Origin of the sequence: Bradyrhizobium sp. CCBAU 51765 (assembly GCF_015291725.1) — a bacterium.
GTDB classification, from domain to species: domain Bacteria; phylum Pseudomonadota; class Alphaproteobacteria; order Rhizobiales; family Xanthobacteraceae; genus Bradyrhizobium; species Bradyrhizobium liaoningense.
In genome coordinates this window covers 2,316,556-2,334,452 of sequence record NZ_CP030038.1, presented here as the reverse complement: position 1 = coordinate 2,334,452, position 17,897 = coordinate 2,316,556, and the positions used below count along the sequence as shown (strand labels likewise).

Annotated in this window: 20 protein-coding genes and 1 pseudogene; 16 read left to right on the top strand and 5 right to left on the bottom strand. The window is 60.8% G+C overall.

Going from position 1 to position 17,897, the window contains the following annotated elements; translation table 11 throughout:
- Window positions 1-157 precede the first annotated feature (157 nt).
- The 3 genes from XH96_RS11025 to XH96_RS11015 form a co-directional block, all read right to left on the bottom strand.
- Complete coding sequence (locus XH96_RS11025; protein WP_194392513.1) at window positions 158-793, bottom strand: response regulator transcription factor; 636 nt, start codon at window positions 791-793, stop codon at window positions 158-160.
- A gap of 159 nt (window positions 794-952) precedes the next feature.
- Window positions 953-1,582 (bottom strand): response regulator transcription factor, encoded by a 630-nt coding sequence (locus XH96_RS11020; protein ID WP_194392512.1) that lies wholly within the window; start codon window positions 1,580-1,582, stop codon window positions 953-955.
- A gap of 82 nt (window positions 1,583-1,664) precedes the next feature.
- Window positions 1,665-2,858, bottom strand: a complete 1,194-nt coding sequence (locus XH96_RS11015; protein WP_194392511.1) for an ATP-binding protein — start codon at window positions 2,856-2,858, stop codon at window positions 1,665-1,667.
- A gap of 545 nt (window positions 2,859-3,403) precedes the next feature.
- Here XH96_RS11015 and XH96_RS11010 point away from each other — a divergent pair.
- On the top strand, window positions 3,404-3,907 hold the full coding sequence (locus XH96_RS11010) for a DUF1269 domain-containing protein (protein WP_194392510.1): 504 nt from the start codon (window positions 3,404-3,406) through the stop codon (window positions 3,905-3,907).
- 19 nt (window positions 3,908-3,926) lie between these two features.
- Here XH96_RS11010 and XH96_RS11005 read toward each other — a convergent pair whose 3' ends face one another.
- Window positions 3,927-4,637: a Bax inhibitor-1/YccA family protein gene (locus XH96_RS11005; RefSeq protein ID WP_194394097.1), complete on the bottom strand. Its 711-nt coding sequence runs from the start codon at window positions 4,635-4,637 to the stop codon at window positions 3,927-3,929.
- Between the two features lie 256 nt (window positions 4,638-4,893).
- On the opposite strand from XH96_RS11005, the gene XH96_RS11000 reads away from it, so the two are divergent.
- The 15 genes from XH96_RS11000 (at window position 4,894) to XH96_RS10930 (ending at window position 17,162) form a co-directional block, all read left to right on the top strand.
- Window positions 4,894-5,085, top strand: coding sequence for a hypothetical protein (locus XH96_RS11000; RefSeq protein WP_194392509.1), 192 nt, complete (start codon window positions 4,894-4,896; stop codon window positions 5,083-5,085).
- Window positions 5,086-5,250: 165 nt separating this feature from the next.
- On the top strand, window positions 5,251-5,487 hold the full coding sequence (locus XH96_RS10995) for a hypothetical protein (protein WP_194392508.1): 237 nt from the start codon (window positions 5,251-5,253) through the stop codon (window positions 5,485-5,487).
- 56 nt (window positions 5,488-5,543) lie between these two features.
- Entirely contained in the window at window positions 5,544-6,674 is a 1,131-nt protein-coding gene (locus XH96_RS10990) for an AI-2E family transporter (protein WP_194392507.1), read from the top strand.
- Window positions 6,671-7,267: a hypothetical protein gene (locus XH96_RS10985; protein WP_194392506.1), complete on the top strand. Its 597-nt coding sequence runs from the start codon at window positions 6,671-6,673 to the stop codon at window positions 7,265-7,267. Before XH96_RS10990 ends, XH96_RS10985 begins: the two co-directional genes overlap by 4 nt.
- Complete coding sequence (locus tag XH96_RS10980) at window positions 7,268-7,753, top strand: DUF992 domain-containing protein (RefSeq protein ID WP_194392505.1); 486 nt, start codon at window positions 7,268-7,270, stop codon at window positions 7,751-7,753.
- 143 nt (window positions 7,754-7,896) lie between these two features.
- On the top strand, window positions 7,897-8,454 hold the full coding sequence (locus XH96_RS10975) for an HdeD family acid-resistance protein (protein WP_194392504.1): 558 nt from the start codon (window positions 7,897-7,899) through the stop codon (window positions 8,452-8,454).
- Between the two features lie 599 nt (window positions 8,455-9,053).
- Window positions 9,054-9,356, top strand: coding sequence for an urease subunit gamma (locus tag XH96_RS10970; RefSeq protein WP_035678625.1), 303 nt, complete (start codon window positions 9,054-9,056; stop codon window positions 9,354-9,356).
- A 20-nt stretch (window positions 9,357-9,376) separates the two neighbouring features.
- A complete protein-coding gene (locus XH96_RS10965; protein ID WP_194392503.1) occupies window positions 9,377-9,826 on the top strand; it encodes an urease subunit beta in 450 nt (149 codons plus the stop codon).
- A gap of 27 nt (window positions 9,827-9,853) precedes the next feature.
- A complete protein-coding gene (locus XH96_RS10960; RefSeq protein WP_194392502.1) occupies window positions 9,854-11,575 on the top strand; it encodes an urease subunit alpha in 1,722 nt (573 codons plus the stop codon).
- Between the two features lie 10 nt (window positions 11,576-11,585).
- Window positions 11,586-12,272, top strand: a complete 687-nt coding sequence (gene ureE, locus XH96_RS10955) for an urease accessory protein UreE (protein ID WP_194392501.1) — start codon at window positions 11,586-11,588, stop codon at window positions 12,270-12,272.
- Window positions 12,256-12,975 carry an urease accessory protein UreF gene (locus XH96_RS10950; RefSeq protein ID WP_194392500.1) on the top strand — a complete coding sequence of 240 codons (720 nt, stop codon included), beginning with the start codon at window positions 12,256-12,258 and terminating at the stop codon, window positions 12,973-12,975. The genes ureE and XH96_RS10950 overlap by 17 nt, the downstream gene beginning before the upstream one ends.
- Window positions 12,976-12,990: 15 nt before the next feature.
- A complete protein-coding gene (gene ureG, locus XH96_RS10945) occupies window positions 12,991-13,635 on the top strand; it encodes an urease accessory protein UreG (protein WP_194392499.1) in 645 nt (214 codons plus the stop codon).
- Complete coding sequence (locus tag XH96_RS10940; protein WP_194392498.1) at window positions 13,632-14,579, top strand: urease accessory protein UreD; 948 nt, start codon at window positions 13,632-13,634, stop codon at window positions 14,577-14,579. The genes ureG and XH96_RS10940 overlap by 4 nt, the downstream gene beginning before the upstream one ends.
- A 55-nt stretch (window positions 14,580-14,634) precedes the next feature.
- Window positions 14,635-15,642 (top strand): urea transporter, encoded by a 1,008-nt coding sequence (gene yut, locus XH96_RS10935; RefSeq protein WP_194392497.1) that lies wholly within the window; start codon window positions 14,635-14,637, stop codon window positions 15,640-15,642.
- A gap of 74 nt (window positions 15,643-15,716) precedes the next feature.
- The gene (locus XH96_RS10930; protein WP_194392496.1) at window positions 15,717-17,162 is read left to right on the top strand and encodes a GntP family permease; all 1,446 of its coding nucleotides are present in this window, start codon (window positions 15,717-15,719) and stop codon (window positions 17,160-17,162) included.
- 329 nt (window positions 17,163-17,491) lie between these two features.
- Here XH96_RS10930 and XH96_RS10925 read toward each other — a convergent pair.
- Window positions 17,492-17,683: pseudogene (locus XH96_RS10925) on the bottom strand (response regulator transcription factor); the annotation flags it as partial.
- Between the last annotated feature and the right edge of the window lie 214 nt (window positions 17,684-17,897).

Below are 17,897 nucleotides of genomic sequence, written 5' to 3'. Positions count from 1 at the left end.
GGCGCACCAGGGCTCGAACCTGGGACCCGCTGATTAAGAGTTCAAAACGGGCGCCTCTACGCCACCTGACACCGTCCAACTATCCCAAGTCGGCCTAACCAGGACCTCCCTCCCCAAGCGGCGGGTCATCAGCTCTGCTCCAAGATCAGGAATCCAATCATGGCGAAACCAACTTCTTGCGGATCGCATAGCGGACCAGTTCAGCGGTTGACGACATGCCAAGCTTGCGCATTGCCGAGGCGCGATGCGTTTCCACAGTCTTCACGCTCAGCTTCAGGATCGCACTTATGGACCTGTTGGTGTGTCCCTCCGCAATCAACTGAACCACGTTCTGCTCGCGCGAGGTCAGCAGCCTGCCTGATTCGTTCCGCGCGTTGACCTGGTACTGTTGGAGCAGCTTCTCGAGCAGGACGCTGGTGAAATAGGGTTTGCCGTCAAGCAGTGCTTCAATCGCCGAAATCAGGTGTTTCCGGGCATCAGACTTGAACAAGAACCCGCGAACGCCTGCCGAGAGGGCTTCTGTCAGGAGTTCCTCCGTTTCATGCATCGTCAGAACCAGCACTTCCGTGCGCAGATGAAGCGACCTGAGCCGACGGCTGACAGCCAAGCCGTTCATGAGAGGCATTGAATAGTCGATGATCGCGATGTCCGGCCTCGTCTCAAGGGCCAATGCGACGGCCTGCTCGCCGTCGAACGCCTCTCCACACACGGTCCAGTTGGAGCGCGTCTCAACGATCGCGCGAAGCCCGGAACGCACAACCTCATGGTCATCCGCAACCAAGATGCGTTTCACGGTGTCGTTCCCGTTTTCCGACTCCGGCCTGTCGAGCAGGCGACGAAGACGACCAGCAGCAGCGAGCGATTATACCGGTCCCGCCCAATAGGATTATCCCGGATAACCCTGAGATGTCCCGGCCAAGGTACCGACGCGACCGAAGTCCGCCAAAAACCGTCATGCGTCGACCAGTCCTGCCCGAACTGCGTACCGGACCAACCCCGCCGTGGAATTCACATCCAGTTTATGCATTGCAGCCGCTCGATGAGCTTCGGTTGTCTTGAGGCTGAGGTTCAAGACGACGCTGATGTTCTTGTTGCTGTACCCCTCCGCAACCAGCTTGACGACAAGCTGCTCCCGCGGGGTGAGTGGACGATTCTTGCCTTCCCCGACCAGTCGTCTGCTATCGAATTCGTTCGGGCAAACCCCGCTGCAAAATGGCCTGTGCAGCAGAAGCGACTCAACGGCCGCCAACAGCAGCTTGTTGGCGTCCGACTTCGAGAGGAACGCACGGGCACCGGCCTCAAAGGCCTCATGAGCGAGCAGGCTGGAGTTATGCACCGTGAAGATCAAGACTTCGGTCTGCAATGGATAGTTCCTGATCCGCCTCGCGACCTCCACGCCCGTCATCCGCGGCATCGAAAAGTCGAGAATCGCGACGTGCGGCCGACTTTCAATGGCCGCGGCGATCGCCTTTCCGCCATCACTGGCCTCGGCCACCACCTCCCAGCCTGGCCGTTGCTCCAGCACCGCGCGCAAGCCGGACCGCACCGCATCATGGTCGTCCGCGATAAGAAGCCGCTTCATGACAAAGTACTCCAAGGTCCTTTTTCTTGACGGCGCGGTTCCAAGATGAAGGGACCAGGCAACTTCCAATCGGAGCCGGTGATCAATGTTCTTCCCTATTGCGTACCTGCAAGCGCGGTATGGGCTTTCGCCGGCTATGTGTATTCCCGACGGGACCATGCGGAACGATTGCGCACAACTTTGTGCCGGACTGCCCCATTGCCGGAGTAGACCTGATATCGAAGGTGCCTCCGACCTGTTGCAGCCTCGCCCTCATCACAGGAATTCCCACCCCAATCGGGATGGAACTCGCGCCCTTACTCGCAGGGTCGGTCGCAAAACCACGTCCGTTGTCACTGATCGTCAGCCGAAAATTGGGGCCCGCCGTGTTGATGACAATTCTCGTCTCCGTCGCTCTGGCATGGCGAACGACGTTCGTAAGAGCCTCCTGAACGACACGCAGAAGTGCGTGCTTCGTTTCATGGGACAATCGATCTACGTCGGATACGATCCTCGTATGAATCTGGAGCGATGTGCGCGCCGCAACTCCCTCTGCGTACTGCTCGATTGCCGCCTTCAAACCATGGACCGTCAGATTTTGAGGATGCAGCAGATAGGCAAAGCCGCGGATTTCCTTGAGAGCTTTATCAATAGACGTATCGATTTCGTCGCAAAGTTGCTGCGATCGGGACGTGTCCGTTAAGCTGGTCCGCATCAGCATCAGGCCCAGACTCGCAGCAATCAAATATTGGCAAGTCGAATCGTGGAGATCGGACGCAATCCGCTCCTGAATGCCGTCCTGGATCGATATCAAGCCGATGTTGGCATGCGCCTGATCGGCACCTTCAGTAACAATGTCACAGCGACCGTCGCACGCGGCACGATGGTTTCCCATTAGCCGGACGACGCGACCGACCATGGGATCGACGATCGGTACAACAGTGGTCTCCACCATCCGCCGCGGGCCGCCGAACGCAAGATGCTGGTGAATTCTGACCTCTTTGCTTTGTGCGACGCACGCCCGAAAGGCTTCGGACACCGATATAGCGTCCTCCTTGCCCATACAATCAGAGATATCCTTGTCGTAGATGTCCTCGGAAGACAGCCCAAGACAAGCCTCGAACGCGGAATTGGCCCCCTCGTATATGAAGCGCCCCCCGTAAGAAGGGCGCACAAGGAAAAGAAGATCCTTCGAAGACCACCAATGGAGTTGGTCGTTCGCCGCTGCCGGACCGATGTGATGCCATTCGCAGACGGCGGCCTTTTTCCATTTAGGATTGCGGGAGCCATGCAGCATCGTACGCGCTCCTCTTCTCTGTGGCCCCGCCCGAGAGCTTGTGCCCCGGGGCTGAGTATACTCTTGAAGGTAGCACCACACCAGAGGGTAGCATTATCCTAGATTAAAACCCTCAATGGGACTTTGCACAAGCAGGCGGTCCGCGGGAGCAACCATATGGAGGCTATTGCCACTGACGCCTCGATCTTAAAATTCGGATAAACAAATATGGCGCGATCGTCGCGGAGATGTTTCGGAAACGCCTTCGCTGACACATAATAGATGCACTCGAAACATTGTTTTCGTGGCGTTGCACGCGTTGAAAAGGCGCGCGTCGATCCAGTGTCGCGGCGAGATTTTCTTTGCGCGGATTTTGCTGGCCGATTTCGCCAGCATGAGGACTTGTCTGGGTCGGCGGAGCGACACGATTGCATGTGCGAGCCCACGATATGGGGACATTCAGCCATCAGGCCTAGGGTTTCCTCCGATCCCGAAGCTGACCTTTGCGCCGTAACGTCGGCCCTGATGTTCCGCTCCGCATGTTTTCGAACCAACAGGAGGTCTCCATGTCCGATCTGGTTGCGATCGTGTATCCATCCGAGGCGAAGGCCGAAGAGGTGCGCCAACGACTGCTCGGGCTGCAGAAGGAATATCTGATCACGATCAGCGACGCCGTGATCGCCGTGAAGACGGAATCGGGCGGCATCAAGCTCAATCAACTCGTCAACACGACCGCCATGGGCGCGATGACAGGAAGCTTTTGGGGGCTTCTGATCGGCGTTCTCTTTCTTAATCCGATCCTGGGCGTCGCTGTGGGCGCGGCCTCAGGTGCTCTCGGTGGCGCTCTGTCGGACTTCGGCATCGATGACAAGTTCATGAAGGAATTGGCCGCAAATCTCCAGACCGGAAACGCGGCCCTGTTCGTCCTGATCAAGCACATGACCGCGGACAAGGTGATCAAGGAGATCAAGGACGCCGGGGGCGTCGTGCTCAAAACGTCTCTCGACGACACCAAGGAAAAGGTCTTGCGCGACGCCTTGGCCAGCGCCGTCGAGCGGCCGGCGGCATGAACCGCCGGCTTTCCTCGCCTCAGCGTCGGCCGCCCGCCAGCCGCAACAGCATCATGAACAGGTTTATGAAATTGAGATAGAGCGACAGCGCGGCCAAGACTGACTTGCGACCTGCAGAGGTCTGGTCATCCGCGCTGTCGTACATCGCCTTGATCCGCTGCGTATCGTAGGCCGTGAGCCCGGCAAACACGCCAACGCCGACGATCGATATCAGCCAGTCGAGCGCACTCGACCACAGGAACAGATTGACCAGGCTCGCGATGATGATTCCGATCAGGCCCATGAACAGGAAGGTGCCGAGCCCGGAGAGATCGCGCCTGGTCGTATAGCCAAAAAGGCTGAGCGCGCCGAAACTGGCGGCTGCGATGAAAAACACGCGAGCGATCGACGAACTGGTATAAATGTGCAGCAGTATCGAGAGCGATATGCCGATCAAGCCTGCATAGACGAAGAACAGAAGCCGCGCCGTCGGTGCCGACAGCGTATTGATGCGTGAGCCGATGAAGAACACCAGCGCAAGCGGCGCCAGGATGAAGATCCACATCAATGGGCTCTGCAGCCAGGCCGGATCAGTAATCTGATAGGTGAGCCAAGCGGCGACGGCGGTAAAGCCGACGCCCGCGCCCATGTAGGTGTAGATACGCAGCATGTAGTCGCGCAATCCGGCGTCTACCGCAATCGCGCTGCCCGCCGTCTCCGCGGCCGCCAGGTTCTGGTCAAAATTGGACATCGCTGCCTCCTCTGGAACTCGCCCCAGCGGGGCCACGCTATCCCTTCGGCCAGCGGAGCGGCATCGGACGATGACCCGAATTGCTGCGGTGAAAACCACCTGCTCCGGATATGCTCGCGGCGCCCCCAAGCGTCGCCCGCTGCTGGCGTTACAGTCCCGCAAGACAGGAACCTGCCCGGTCGGCTGCGCCCTTTGGCGTAGATTCCTTACGCCTTTGTCACTTGGAAGCGGGAGCCTGTCTGCCCTAATCCGAGGCATGCGCTTCTTCTTTCACATTGCCGACAAGTACGGCGTCTGTCCCGATGGGATTGGACAAGACTGCGCCGATCAGGATGCCGCCATCCGCCACGCCCGGCATGTCGCCGCCGAGCTCGCCAGGGCCGGCGAGTTCTTCCGCGGCAGTGTCGTGCTCGTTGGCCGGCAGCCGGATCCGACCTCCACCTCCTGAGCGTTCGGCGCGCCTGCCGATTTCCTGCCCTCGCCGTCTACAGAGAATCCCTGATGTGCGCACGCGACGCGTACTTCTAAGGTCGCGGGTGGTGCCTGGCTCTGCGCGCAGGCCGCCAGAGCCAGGCGGTCTGAGCCGTGGTCCCCCGGCCGCAAGGAGGCGAGGATGAACATTCACCCCATTGGGCGCGCCTTGGTACTGGGCGGATTGGTGGCGGTTATCATGCCGTCCCTTTCGGTCGCGCAGCCGAAGGACAGTACCGCGACGCCGCAAAAAGAGACTGGTGCGGTTGCACCAAAAGAGGTGGCGCCCAACACCAATGCCAATCCCTTCAAGCACCGCTACTGGCGCCATCGCGGCGGCAGGCACCCGCACTATGGCAGCCGTCGTGTTCGCACCTGAGGGATCGCCGACCTGGTCGTCACATCTGAGCGTCACCCCTGGCAATGGACCGAGTGATGAGCGATTCCAGGATGGGAACAGACAGAATCCGCGAGGTCGTTCTGCACGAGAATCCTGCTGACCAGGCCGAAAAAACCGGACGGCCGAGCATGCTGGCGGTCGGCCTCACCTTGCTTGCCACGAGCGTCGCCCTCTTCCTGATATGGCAAACCGTCTCCAGTCTGCTGATTGTCTTCGCGGGCGTGTTGTTCGCAGCCTTTCTTGATGCTTTGACGCGGGCTCTGGCCCCAGTCGTTCCCATCAAACGCGTCTGGCGCTTGACGCTCGTTATCTTGCTGCTGTCCGTGCTGTCCGGTTTTGGAGTGGCCTGGGGCGCAGGCAAGTTGCCAGAACAGACACGCCTGCTGTTGAAGGTCATGGATGCCCAAGTCGACGTGCTCCAGACACACTTACTGTCATATGGCGTAGACCTGCTCGGTCCGGAATGGGGCCGCGACTTTGCGCAATGGCTGTTCGCGGATCAGGTGCGCTTCCTCAGCCACGCTCAATTTCTGCTGGGTGGAGCATCGAGCCTTTTGACCGCCGTGCTTGTGATTCTGTTCCTCGGGATTCTGTTTGCCTACGATCCCACCAGCCATCGAGAGAGCGTGATCGTGTTGGTCAAGCACTCGTACCGTGCCCGCGCTCGCGCCGTGATGGACGAGATGGGCAGCGTCATGCGGTTGTGGTTTGTCGGTCAATTGGTCCGCGTCATCCTGATGACACTCTGCGTATGGATCACGCTCTATCTCATAGGACTGCCCGCTCCTTTCGTGCTTGGGATCCAGGCGGGCTTGTCAAATTTCATTCCCTATCTCGGGCCGATCGTCGCCGCGATCCCGATTGCGCTCGTCGCGATGCCGCTGGGGACCTCGCTGCTCATCTGGGCCGTCGTCGCCTACACGATCATCCAGTCGATCGAAGGCTACGTGATCGGCCCGCTGATCCAACGACATGCGGTCGAGACCCCTCCGGCCTGGACATTAGTTGCGATAGTCCTGCTCGGCGCGCTGTTCGGCGTTATGGGGGTCGCCGTTGCCATGCCGTTGGTCGCCGTCGGCCGCGTCGCAATCATCAGGCTCTATGTCGAGGATTACATTGGCGATGATCTCGAGCCGGCCCTGACCGCCGCGAGTGAGCAGCAATGAGCGGGATCGCTGCGCAGCAAAGTCATGCTCCAGAACGTCCCTTGGCGCGTTCCCGGAGGTCCCGTTTCCTGTGGCAGCAGCTTCCCTATGCTGTAGCGCTGCTGCTCGCCATCGCCGGCGTCGCCTATACCAACATCTCGCACCAGCCACTGACCGGCTATTGGGAATTCCTGGCACTTGCCTTCGGCGTGGTCTGCGTCCTTACCAAGTGGTCGGAGATCGAAGGCAAGGAGAACCAGTTCCGCTTGATCTGGACCCAGGCCCTGCACTGGATCGCGGTTCTGGTCACGATGAACATCATGCTGATCTCCCGCGTACAGCAGTTGCTTCCCACCCCGGCGACCAGCCTTGTCCTGCTGACGCTGCTTGCGCTCGGCACGTTCCTTGCGGGCGTGAGCCTGCTGTCTCCGCAAATTTCCTTTCTAGGTCTCGCGATGGGCGCCGCCGTTCCGGCGATATCCTGGCTCAAACAGTCCATTTTTTTCTTCCTTCTCGGCGCCGTACTGCTGATCGGCCTCGCCATCTCGTTCTGGCTGCGCCAGGATCGGCCCTCACAGGTCCCCGCCGGAATGAACAAGCAGGCGGAGGATTGAATGCAAAAGTTGCGATATCTTGCAATCATCGGTGTGTCGGCTTGGCTTTGCACCATCGTCTCGCCCGCGGGGGCGGAGACGTTCAGGGTCGGCAGACTGTTGTGCTTCTCCACGCCTCGAGTTGGGCTGGTGCTTGGATCGGCGCAATCGTTGCGCTGTGTGTTCTACGCGCGGCGTCCACCCCGGCAGTACATCTACGAGGGACGGATCAGGCGCGTTGGCCTTGACTTCGGCGTGACCAGCGCGAGCACGCTGTCCTGGGCCGTGCTTGCCAAGAACTCGCGGATCGGTCCCGGCACATTGCGAGGCAGCTATGTGGGCGCGAGCGGCAGCCTCGCCGTCGGCCCTGGCCTCGGAGCCAACGTTCTGATTGGCGGCTCTCGCCGTACCGTGGTCCTGCAGCCGCTGTCGATAGAGCGGTCGATCGGGATCAACTTGGCGGCGGGGGTGACCCACTTGACGTTGGGCCCGCGAGGTCGGCGATAAGCCGTCGCCGTGCCGTTCCCGGAAGCTGCGGTCCCATTCACACATACGCACATTCCCGACCGTCGTTCAGGGTTTCGTCGGATGTCCATTTTGCTGATCAGAAACTAGCATCCGAAACGTGCCGGTCAGATCTGGAGGGTGGCATGACAGTCTTTGACAGCCGGTCAGGAATCGAAGCTCTAGGGCCTCCGCCAGTCTGGGTTTGCGCTCTGCTTGGCATCATCTTGGTCGCCGCCGGCGCCGCCGCCCTCGGCGATGTTGTGTTTGCGACTATCGTCAGCGTCAAGTTCATCGGACTAACCGCCATCGCGGCCGGCGCGTTCGAGATTGCACACGCGTTCTGGACGAAAGGGTGGGGCGGTTTCTTCTGGCAGATCGTGCTCGGCGCGCTTTATCTCGCCTTCGGTCTCGTGCTGCTCACCCAACCCGCCTCCGGCGCGCTGATCCTGACCTATGTTCTCGGCGCGGTGCTGTTCGCATCAGGCGTCATACGATGCATTCTGAGCTTTGCCTATTGGGGGCAGAACGGCTGGATCATGCTGATTTCTGGCGCCTTCGCGATCCTCGCGGGCGTGCTGATCCTGTTCCGCTTCCCCACGATCAGCGATTGGGCGCTCGGCTTCCTGCTTGGCGTCGACTTGATCGTGCATGGCCTGGCGTGGCTGCGCTACGCGCTGCAATCGGGGCGCAGGACGGCATGACAATGAAGGAGAAAGCGATGAACGCTCCTACCCGACGCGCTTTCCTTGGCCTTACACAGAATGCCGTAGTCGCCGCGGCGATCGGCGCCGTCGGTGTCCACTTCGTTCGCGTCGCGGAGGCGATGCCGATCGACTCCGATCTCGCGAAAACCGGCAAGCCGACGGACTTCGTGCGGCGGGCGCAGTGGTGGGGACCGCCCCCGCCTCCTCACCCGGGCTGGGGGCCCCCGCACAGGAGACGCCGTCGCCGCTGGGTCTGCTGGTGGCATCGCGGTCGTCGGGTGTGCGGATGGCGGTGAGGCCTGAAATGCTCCTTGCCAACCGCGCAAATCCAAAGAGCCAGCTTCGTCCCGAAGCCCATTCAGCCGTCATTGATTGGACGAAGGAGACAATGAGCAACAAGAACCAATGGCTCCCTGCCGCCGTGTCGGCTGTCATATTAGGAGAATCAAGCGCTGGACAGGCCAAGCGCAATGACATTCCGCTCGCTAGGTATTTCCCAATCCGTGACTAGGTAGAAGCCCCATTGCCCGCTCCGGCGAGCGGCTGCATGACTAGCAATGTCAGCCTGCCCTTCGCCAGCAGCTCAGGAGGACTGCATGCAACTAACGCCGAGAGAATTCGACAAGCTGCTTGTCTACATGGTGGCTGACGTTGCGCTGAAGCGACAAGCCAAAGGCCTGAAGCTGAACTATCCAGAGGCCGTAGCCGTCATCTCGGCGACGGCTCTCGATGGTGCCCGTGCAGGGAAGACAATCGAAGATGTGACCAATGAAGCGCGCACCGTCCTGAGCAAGGCCGACGTGATGGATGGCGTCGCCGATCTCATTCCAATGGTTCAGATCGAGGCGGTATTTACCGACGGGAGCCGTTTGGTGACAGTACATACGCCGATCCAATGACAACCTAGCAGGAGTTCAACATGGCTGGACCAAAGGCCGGTCCCAAGATCGCCGCCGATGTCGACCCGGCGACGGTCGATGTACCGATCGGCGGCTACATCTACGGCCCGTCTGCGATCTCGTTCGACGCAGATCGCCCCGTCACGACACTCAAGGTGCGCAACGCCGGAGACCGGCCGATACAGGTTGGATCGCACTTCCACTTCTTCGAAGTCAATCGCGCGCTGGAATTCGATCGCGCAGCCGCCTTCGGACTGCACCTCAATATTCCTTCCTCGACTGCGACCAGGTTCGAGCCCGGCGACGAACGCGAGGTTGAGCTCGTTCCATATGGCGGCAAGCGTGCCGTTTATGGCTTCAACAATCTCGTCGACGGTCCTACCGCCGGCTCGGACGCCGCCACGGTCAAATCCAAGGCGGTGGCACAGGCGACGGAGCGCGGCTTCCGTTCCGTCAAGACGAAGGCCTGACACTCCTATTCTCGAGCGAGGGCGACGATGGCGACCATATCGCGACAAGAATATGTCGGCCTGTTCGGTCCGACGACCGGTGATCGCATCCGCTTGGGTGATACAGGGCTGTTCGTCGAGATCGAGCGCGATCTGCGCGGCGGCTATGGCGACGAGATCGTTTTCGGCGGCGGCAAGAGCATGCGCGAAGGCATGGGTATGGACAATCAGGTGACGCGGGCGGGTGGCGCTCCCGACCTCGTGATCACCAACGTCACCGTGATCGACGCGGTGCTCGGCGTCGTGAAAGCGGATGTGGGCATCAAGGATGGCCGCATCTGTGCCATCGGCAAGTCCGGCAATCCGCAGATCATGGACCGTGTCACGCCCGGGCTCGAGATAGGTCTGGCCACCGACGCCATCTCGGGTTCGCATCTCATCCTGACAGCCGCCGGGATCGACACGCACATTCACTTCATTTCTCCGCAGCAGGCGCAGGCCGCACTCTCAAACGGCACGACGACGTTGATCGGCGGTGGCACGGGCCCTTCCGACGGCTCCAATGCGACGACGGTGACATCCGGTCCCGGCAACATCAACATGATGTTACGCGCGTTCGAGGATTGGCCTCTCAACGTCGGCATCCTCGGCAAGGGTCACGGACACGGCAAGGCGGCCCTCATCGAACAGATCGAGGCGGGCGCAGTCGGCGTGAAGTGTCACGAAGACTGGGGCACCACTCCGGCAGTGCTGCGGTCCGCTCTGACAGTAGCCGACGAGACGGACACGCAGGTCTGCATTCATACCGACACCTTGAACGAGTCTGGCTTCATCGACGACTCGATCGAGGCGTTCGAGGGGCGGACGGTCCATTCGTTCCATACCGAGGGCTCCGGCGGCGGCCATGCGCCTGACATTATCAAGATCGCCGGCCTTCCCAACGTGCTGCCCTCTTCGACGAACCCCACGCTCCCCTACGGCATCAACTCGCAGGCGGAGCTCTACGACATGATCATGGTCTGTCACCACCTCAGTCCGGACATTCCGTCCGATGTGGCCTTCACGGAGAGTCGCATCAGGGCTGAGACCATCGCGGCGGAAAACGTCCTTCAGGATCTCGGGATCATCTCGATGTTCTCGAGCGATTCCCAAGCCATGGGCCGCATCGGGGAATGTTGGCTGCGTTGCGTCCAGACCGCCGATGCGATGAAGACCGGCCGCGGCAAGCTTCCGGAGGACGCGCCCGGCAACGACAATTTCCGGGTGCTACGCTACGTAGCGAAGATCACGATCAATCCCGCCATTGCACACGGTCTTAGCGAGGTGCTCGGCTCAGTGGAGGTCGGCAAGATTGCGGACCTCGTCCTGTGGGAGCCTGCGTTCTTCGGCGCGAAGCCCAAGATCGTGATTAAGAACGGCTTCATCAGCTGGGCGGTCATGGGGGATCCGAACGCGTCGCTCCCGACGCCCCAGCCCACCTATTATCGGGCCATGTTCGGAACCCAGGGTAGCGCGCTGGCGGAGAACTGCATCACGTTCGTCTCCGGCGCAGCGCACGCCGCCGGGGTCAAGGAGCGGCTGGGACTCCGCAGGCAGGTGATGCCGGTACGCAATGTACGCAATATCGGCAAGAGCAATATGGTCCGAAACGCCGGCACGCCGAAGATCGAAGTCAATCCGGAAACCTTTGCGGTGACGGTCGACGGCAAGCACGCGACCGTGCCCCCCCTAAAGACGGTGTCGTTGAACCAGAAATACTTCTTCAGCTGAGGCACCTGGCATGATCCTGATCGATTCAATCGTAGGCAGCATCGACGACCATGAATGGGCGGAGCGCTTGTCATCCGCCGATACCGACCTGCTCGAGATCGACCAATGGGAAGCGCAGAAGAGCCGCTTCCGGAAGACGACGGTCAAGGGCGTGCAAGTCGCAATCTCGATCGACCGCGGTACCCACATCCGCGATGGAGACGTCTTGCTTTGGGATGCCCATGCGCGCTCCGCGATCATTGCGCGAATCGAGTTGCGTGACGTGATGATCGTGCATTTGGACGAACTGACGAGGCTTCCGCCGAAGCTGGCGATGCGGACATGCGTGGAACTGGGCCACGCGATGGGCAACCAGCATTGGCCCGCGCTTGTCAAGGACACGGTCGTCTATGTCCCGCTCACCGTCGACCGCAAGGTGATGGCGTCCGTCATGAACACGCACCGCTTCGAGGGACTCCGCTACGAGTTCGTACCCGGCCGGGATGTCATTCCCTATCTTGCTCCACATGAATCGCGGCGCCTCTTCGGCGGAGCGGAAGGCCCTGTGCATTCCCACACACACGAGAGCTACGCCGGCATCGAGCCCGACGGCGGCCACGTTCACGGGCATCCGCCGGCGCGCCGCGATGTGGACTCGGGAGATCCGACGCAAGCATCGCCTGCAAACGGCCGGTCCGCGCATGACCATCGCGAATGAGGGCGCCAAAGCAGCAGACAGCGCCGCATTTCTCTCGCGGATGTTGCAGTTCGGCGATTCGATGTTCCCCATCGGCGCATTCTCATTTTCTTGCGGAGTGGAATCCGCGATCCAGGAAGGCGTCGTCACCGATGCTGCTACGCTCCGCGCGTTCACACACACAGCGCTCGAGCAGGCCGCACGCAGCGACTGCATCGCGCTGATCGCCGCGCATCGCGCGGCAGCCGCAAATGACGTTGACACGCTCGCCCGGATCGATGCGCAGGTCTACGCCCGCAAGCTTTCCGACGAAGCGCGGGCGATGTCGGTTCGCACGGGCAAGAAGTTCACGGAGATGGGCGTGGAGGTGGTCGGCGCGCCGCTCCTTCGCACGTGGCGCGAGCGCATTGAAGCGTCCGTGACTCCGGGCTGCTACCCGGTAGCGCTGCCGATCGGCTTTGCCGTACAGTCTCTGCCCGCCAGCCAGGCGTTCGTCGTTCATCAGTACGGAGTTGCGACGACGATCCTCGGAGCGGCCCTAAGGCTGATGAGGGTCAGCCACATCGATACGCAGAAAATTCTCTACGAGCTCACCCGGAAGGCAGAAGAGGCATACCCCGCCGCCGCGGCGGCGCGACTTTCGGACATGGCCAGTTTTGCTCCGCTGACGGAAATCCTGGCCGCCGTCCACACCAGAGCGCATGTCCGGCTATTCATGAATTGACGAATGGAGCTCCGAATGTCGAAGAACATCACGCGCATCGGCATCGGCGGCCCGGTCGGATCAGGGAAGACCGCGATCGTGGAAGCCATCACGCCCCGTCTGCTCGATCTCGGCATCAAAGTGCTCATCATCACGAATGACGTGGTCACGACCGAGGACGCCAAGCACGTCCAGCGCACGCTCAAGGGCATTTTGGTCCAGGAGCGCATCCTCGGCGTCGAGACGGGGGCATGCCCGCATACTGCGGTCCGTGAAGACCCCAGCATGAACCTCGCGGCCGTCGAGGACATGGAGCGGCGCTTTCCGGACAGCGATGTGGTGCTGATCGAAAGTGGAGGCGATAATCTGACGCTGACATTCTCTCCGGCGCTGGTGGACTACTTCATCTACGTGATCGACGTCGCCGCAGGCGACAAGATTCCACGAAAGAACGGTCCCGGCATCACGTACTCGGACGTCCTGGTCATCAACAAGACCGATCTTGCGCCCTACGTAGGAGCCAGCCTCGAGGTCATGAAGCGGGATTCGCAGATGATGCGTGGCCTCAAGCCGTTCCTGTTCACGAACTGCAAGACGGGGGAAGGCATTCCCGAATTGGTCGCGCTGATCGAGCGGGAATTCCTGTTCGATGTCCAACGGCAGCTACGGCGTCCGGCATGATACCCGCGAGCTTTCCTTGGGCCCGCGCCGAAGCCATCGCTGCATCGAGCCCGGAGTTTGCCCCGTTCCAGGACGAGCCGCCGCAGATGAGGAGCGGGGCGGTCGGCAAGACGGGTTTCCTGCGCCTGGGTCTGGAGCACCGCTCTGGTCAAACTGTTCTGGCGAAGCTGGAGCGGCGCGCGCCCTACATGGTGCAACGCGCGCTTTATTGCGACGAAGAAATGCCAGGTCTGGCCTGCCTTTTCCTGATCACGACGACAGGTTGCGTGCTGCAGGGAGACAGGCTCACCCTCGACATCACCCTCGCTCCGCGGGCGCAGGCGCACATCACCTCGCAATCTGCGACCAAGATCCACGCGATGGACGCCAACTATGCGGCGCAGAGCCAGACCATCACGCTAGCCGATGATGCCTACCTGGAATTTCTTCCAGATCCCGTGATCCCGCATCGGCATTCGCGTTATCTCAGCGATACGCAGATCTTGGTGGCACCTTCGGCCACGCTGCTTATGTCCGAGATCATTCAGCCCGGCCGCAAGCACCATCATCCAGACGAATGCTTCGGCGCCACCATCTTGTCGATTGCGACGTCCGGCGCGCGCCCCGATGGTCGTGTCCTGTTTGCAGAGAAGCTGGTCATCGAGCCGCAGCGATATGCGATGCGGCAGACCGGCGTGATGGACGCCTTCGACGTGTTCGCCAACGTGATTCTGTGTGTCCCCAAGGACAAGGCCGAGCGGATCCACGAGCGGACCGGCGCCGATGTGGACCTCGTGAACAACCTGGCGTTCGGCGCGTGTCGCCTGCCCAATGACGCCGGGCTGGTGTTCAAGGTGCTGGGCCGCGAGACCGCGCAAGTGAAGGCCAAGGTTCGCGAGTTTTGGGCAGTGGTCCGCGAGGAAATCATCGGGGCCGCACTACCTCCGCCGTATCTCTGGCGCTAGCGGGCACCGGCAATTGACCGCCCATAGCAGTGACTGCACGTTCGAGGAGGCAGCAATGGAAAAGATCTTGGCGGGGTGGGAGAACCTCTGCGGATCCTCCGGCATGTTACGGTTCCTGGACATCAATCTGCGCAGCATCGGGCAAGTTATGTTTCAGAACAACCCGCTGACCGGGATGCTCTTCCTTGCTGCAATTTCTTGGGCATCATATGCATCCGGCGCTCCACGCGTGGCAATTGCGGGCATCGTAGCGGTCGTCGCGGCGAACCTGACCGCGGAGCTGCTTCACGTCGATACCGACTCGCTCCATGCTGGACTATATGGCTTCAACGGCATCCTCGTCGGCCTTGCGCTGGCGACGTTCCTGGCTCCCGGGCTGCTGCTTTGGGTGTATGTGATACTGGGAGCGGTCGTATCCGTCGTCGTGATGCTGGGGACAACCAACGCCGTCAAGCCGTGGGGCGGCGCTCTCACATTTCCGTTCGTGCTCACAACTTGGCTTCTTTTGCTGGCCACATATGGATTTTCCGGCCTCGCGGGAGCAGCACTGCCGACCGGCAGGGTTGTTACCGTCTTCCAGCCCTACCAAGGAAGTCCGCTCCAGCTGATTGATCTCGTCCAAGGCGTGTTCCTCAGCATCTCGCAGGTCTTCCTGAAGGCCAGCAGCATCGCCGCGCTGCTCCTGTTTGCGGGGCTCGTCGTGAGCTCGCTCGCGGCCGCGGGTTTCGCTCTTGGGGGCGCGATCTTGGCCGTACTGACAGCCCATCTTTTCGGCGCGGAGAGCGACCTGATCACCGGCGGTCTCCTCGGGTTCAGCCCGGTCCTGACGGCGATCGCGCTTGGCACCGTCTTCTATCAGCCGAGTTGGCGAGTCGTAGTCTACACCGCCCTTGGCACGATGTTCACGGTCATCGTCCAGTCAGCCTTGAACGTTGCGCTGTCCCCGTTCGCCATCCCGGCCCTGACGGCACCTTTCGTCCTGGTGACTTGGCTCTTCCTGCTGCCCCGGCAACGCCTCGAGCCAGTATCCGCCGTAGTGCACGATGTGGAAAAGCCTGCCTGATTTTCATGAGGCGGTGCGTGAGCAAGACAGCGACGGCTCCCTCCTGGACCTCGGATTCATCGGAGAAGCTAATCATGGGACTCTTTGGCGTACTGCTCGGCTTAGCTCTCCTCATGTGGCTCGCCTACCGCGGGTGGAGTATCCTGCTGGTGTCTCCAATCGCGGCGCTCATCGTGGCCATGTTCTCGGGGGAACCGCTGCTCGCTCACTGGACGCAGACCTTCATGCCGGGAGCGGCGCGATTTGTGGCGCAATGGTTCCCACTGTTTCTGCTTGGCGGATTGTTCGGCAAGTTCATGGGCGACAGCGGCTCGGTCAGCGCGATCGCGCAGTACTTGACCAAGAAATTGGGAGCCGGCCACACGATGCTCGCGGTGGTAGCAGCCTCGGCGATCGTGACCTATGGCGGCGTGAGCGTGTTCGTCGCATTCTTCGTGCTCGCCCCGCTGGCTCACGAGATGTTCCGGGCAGCGAATCTGCCGCGCCGATTGATACCGGCAGCGGTCGGACTCGGTGCATTCACCTTCACGATGTCGGTGATGCCGGGAACGCCCTCGGTCAATAACGCGATTCCGATGCCATATTTCGGCACCACCACTTTTGCGGCCCCCGGGCTGAGTCTCATCGCGTCGGCTATCATCATCGCTTTCGGCATGTGGTGGCTTGGCCGTGCCGAGGCTGCAGCGCGCAAAGCTGGCGAAGGCTACGCTGGCGAGGCAGTAACCGCGCCTGTCGTCAATGAGATGGTCCGCGAGCAAGCGGCGCCGGCGGGTGACTTCGATCCTGCCGAGTTGGAGCATGGCAAGCCGGCCGAGAGCGGGCCGCCCTTCGTCCTGGCCATACTGCCCATCGTCGTCGTTATCGTCACCAATTTCCTGATGGCGCTCGTCATATTCCCGCGGCTCGATTTCTCGTACCTGTCCGAGCCTCGCTGGGGCGATATTACGATCGGGGCAGTCTCCGGCGTCTGGTCAGTTTTGGTGGCTCTCGCGCTGGCAAATCTGACGGTCATTCTCATCAACTTTCGACGCTTGCCGTCTGTGCGCGAAACTCTCGACGCGGGCGCGAACTCTGCCGCCATGCCGATGCTGATGATCGCCAGTCTCGTCGGCTTCGGCGCGGTCGTTGCAGCAGTGCCGGCATTTGCGCTAGTCCGCGATGCGGTATTCTCGGTTCAGGGAGGACCACTGGTCTCATTGGCACTCTCCATGAATGTGCTGGCTGCCTTGACCGGAACTGCTTCGGGCGGCATGGCGATTGTGCTCAATGCATTTGGCGCTGACTTCATGGATCTTGCCACTGAGTATCATATCGATCCCGAGTTGATGCATCGCATAACGACGATGAGCGCAGGTACCCTGGACGCGCTTCCCCACAACGGCACGGTGTTGCTGTTGCTGCAAATCAGCGGTCTTACTCACCGTGAGAGTTATCTGGACATGGTAATGACGGTGATCGTCAGCTGCATCATCGCGCTTGTCGCCGTCCTCGTCCTGGGTTCGATTTTCGGATCGTTTTGAGCTGCGGGGGGCATCGCCCTGATCGGCGATCGATATGCCCCAATATCTCGGCATCTCGCGCTCCGCGCGCCACATGCTATCGTATCAATGAGTATCTGGCACCTGAAACGGCGATCCGCGCGGCGTGTTTCTGTGCCAAGACCTCGGCAACGGAGATCGTTGTCGCAAGGCCGACCAAACCGCGATGCGATTAGGAAGAACCGTCATCGCGCTTTAGGTTGTTGTTTAAGCATGATCTTCTCGGAAAGCCGATGCGCACTTTTCCGGATCATGGTTTAGAAAGAGCAGGATCAGTACTCGCATCATATTGCGCTCGTCGATCACGTGCATCAGAGCCCGACCAACTTCTTGCGAATCGCGTAGCGGACAAGCTCGGCTGTCGACGACGTCCCCAGCTTGCGCATGGCCGATGCGCGGTGCGTCTCAACCGTCTTCACGCGCACCTTCAGTGTCGCACTGATGGATCTATTGGTGTGTCGCTCTGCAATGAGCCGAACCACGCTCTGCTCGCGCGGAGTTATCCGCCGCTGATTCGTCGACGATATCGGCTATCATTCAGTGCGTTATCCTAGAAAGCCCTGATATCATTCAGCGGATTCCCGATCGTCTCTGGTCTGTTCATCAATTGATCGGCGGGGACCGGACGCTGTTTATCACTGGAGTCGCGCCGGCTTAATCCGCAGCGTGCAGAGCCGTGGCTGATACCGGGGGACCTTGCGAATTCGCCGAGGCAAT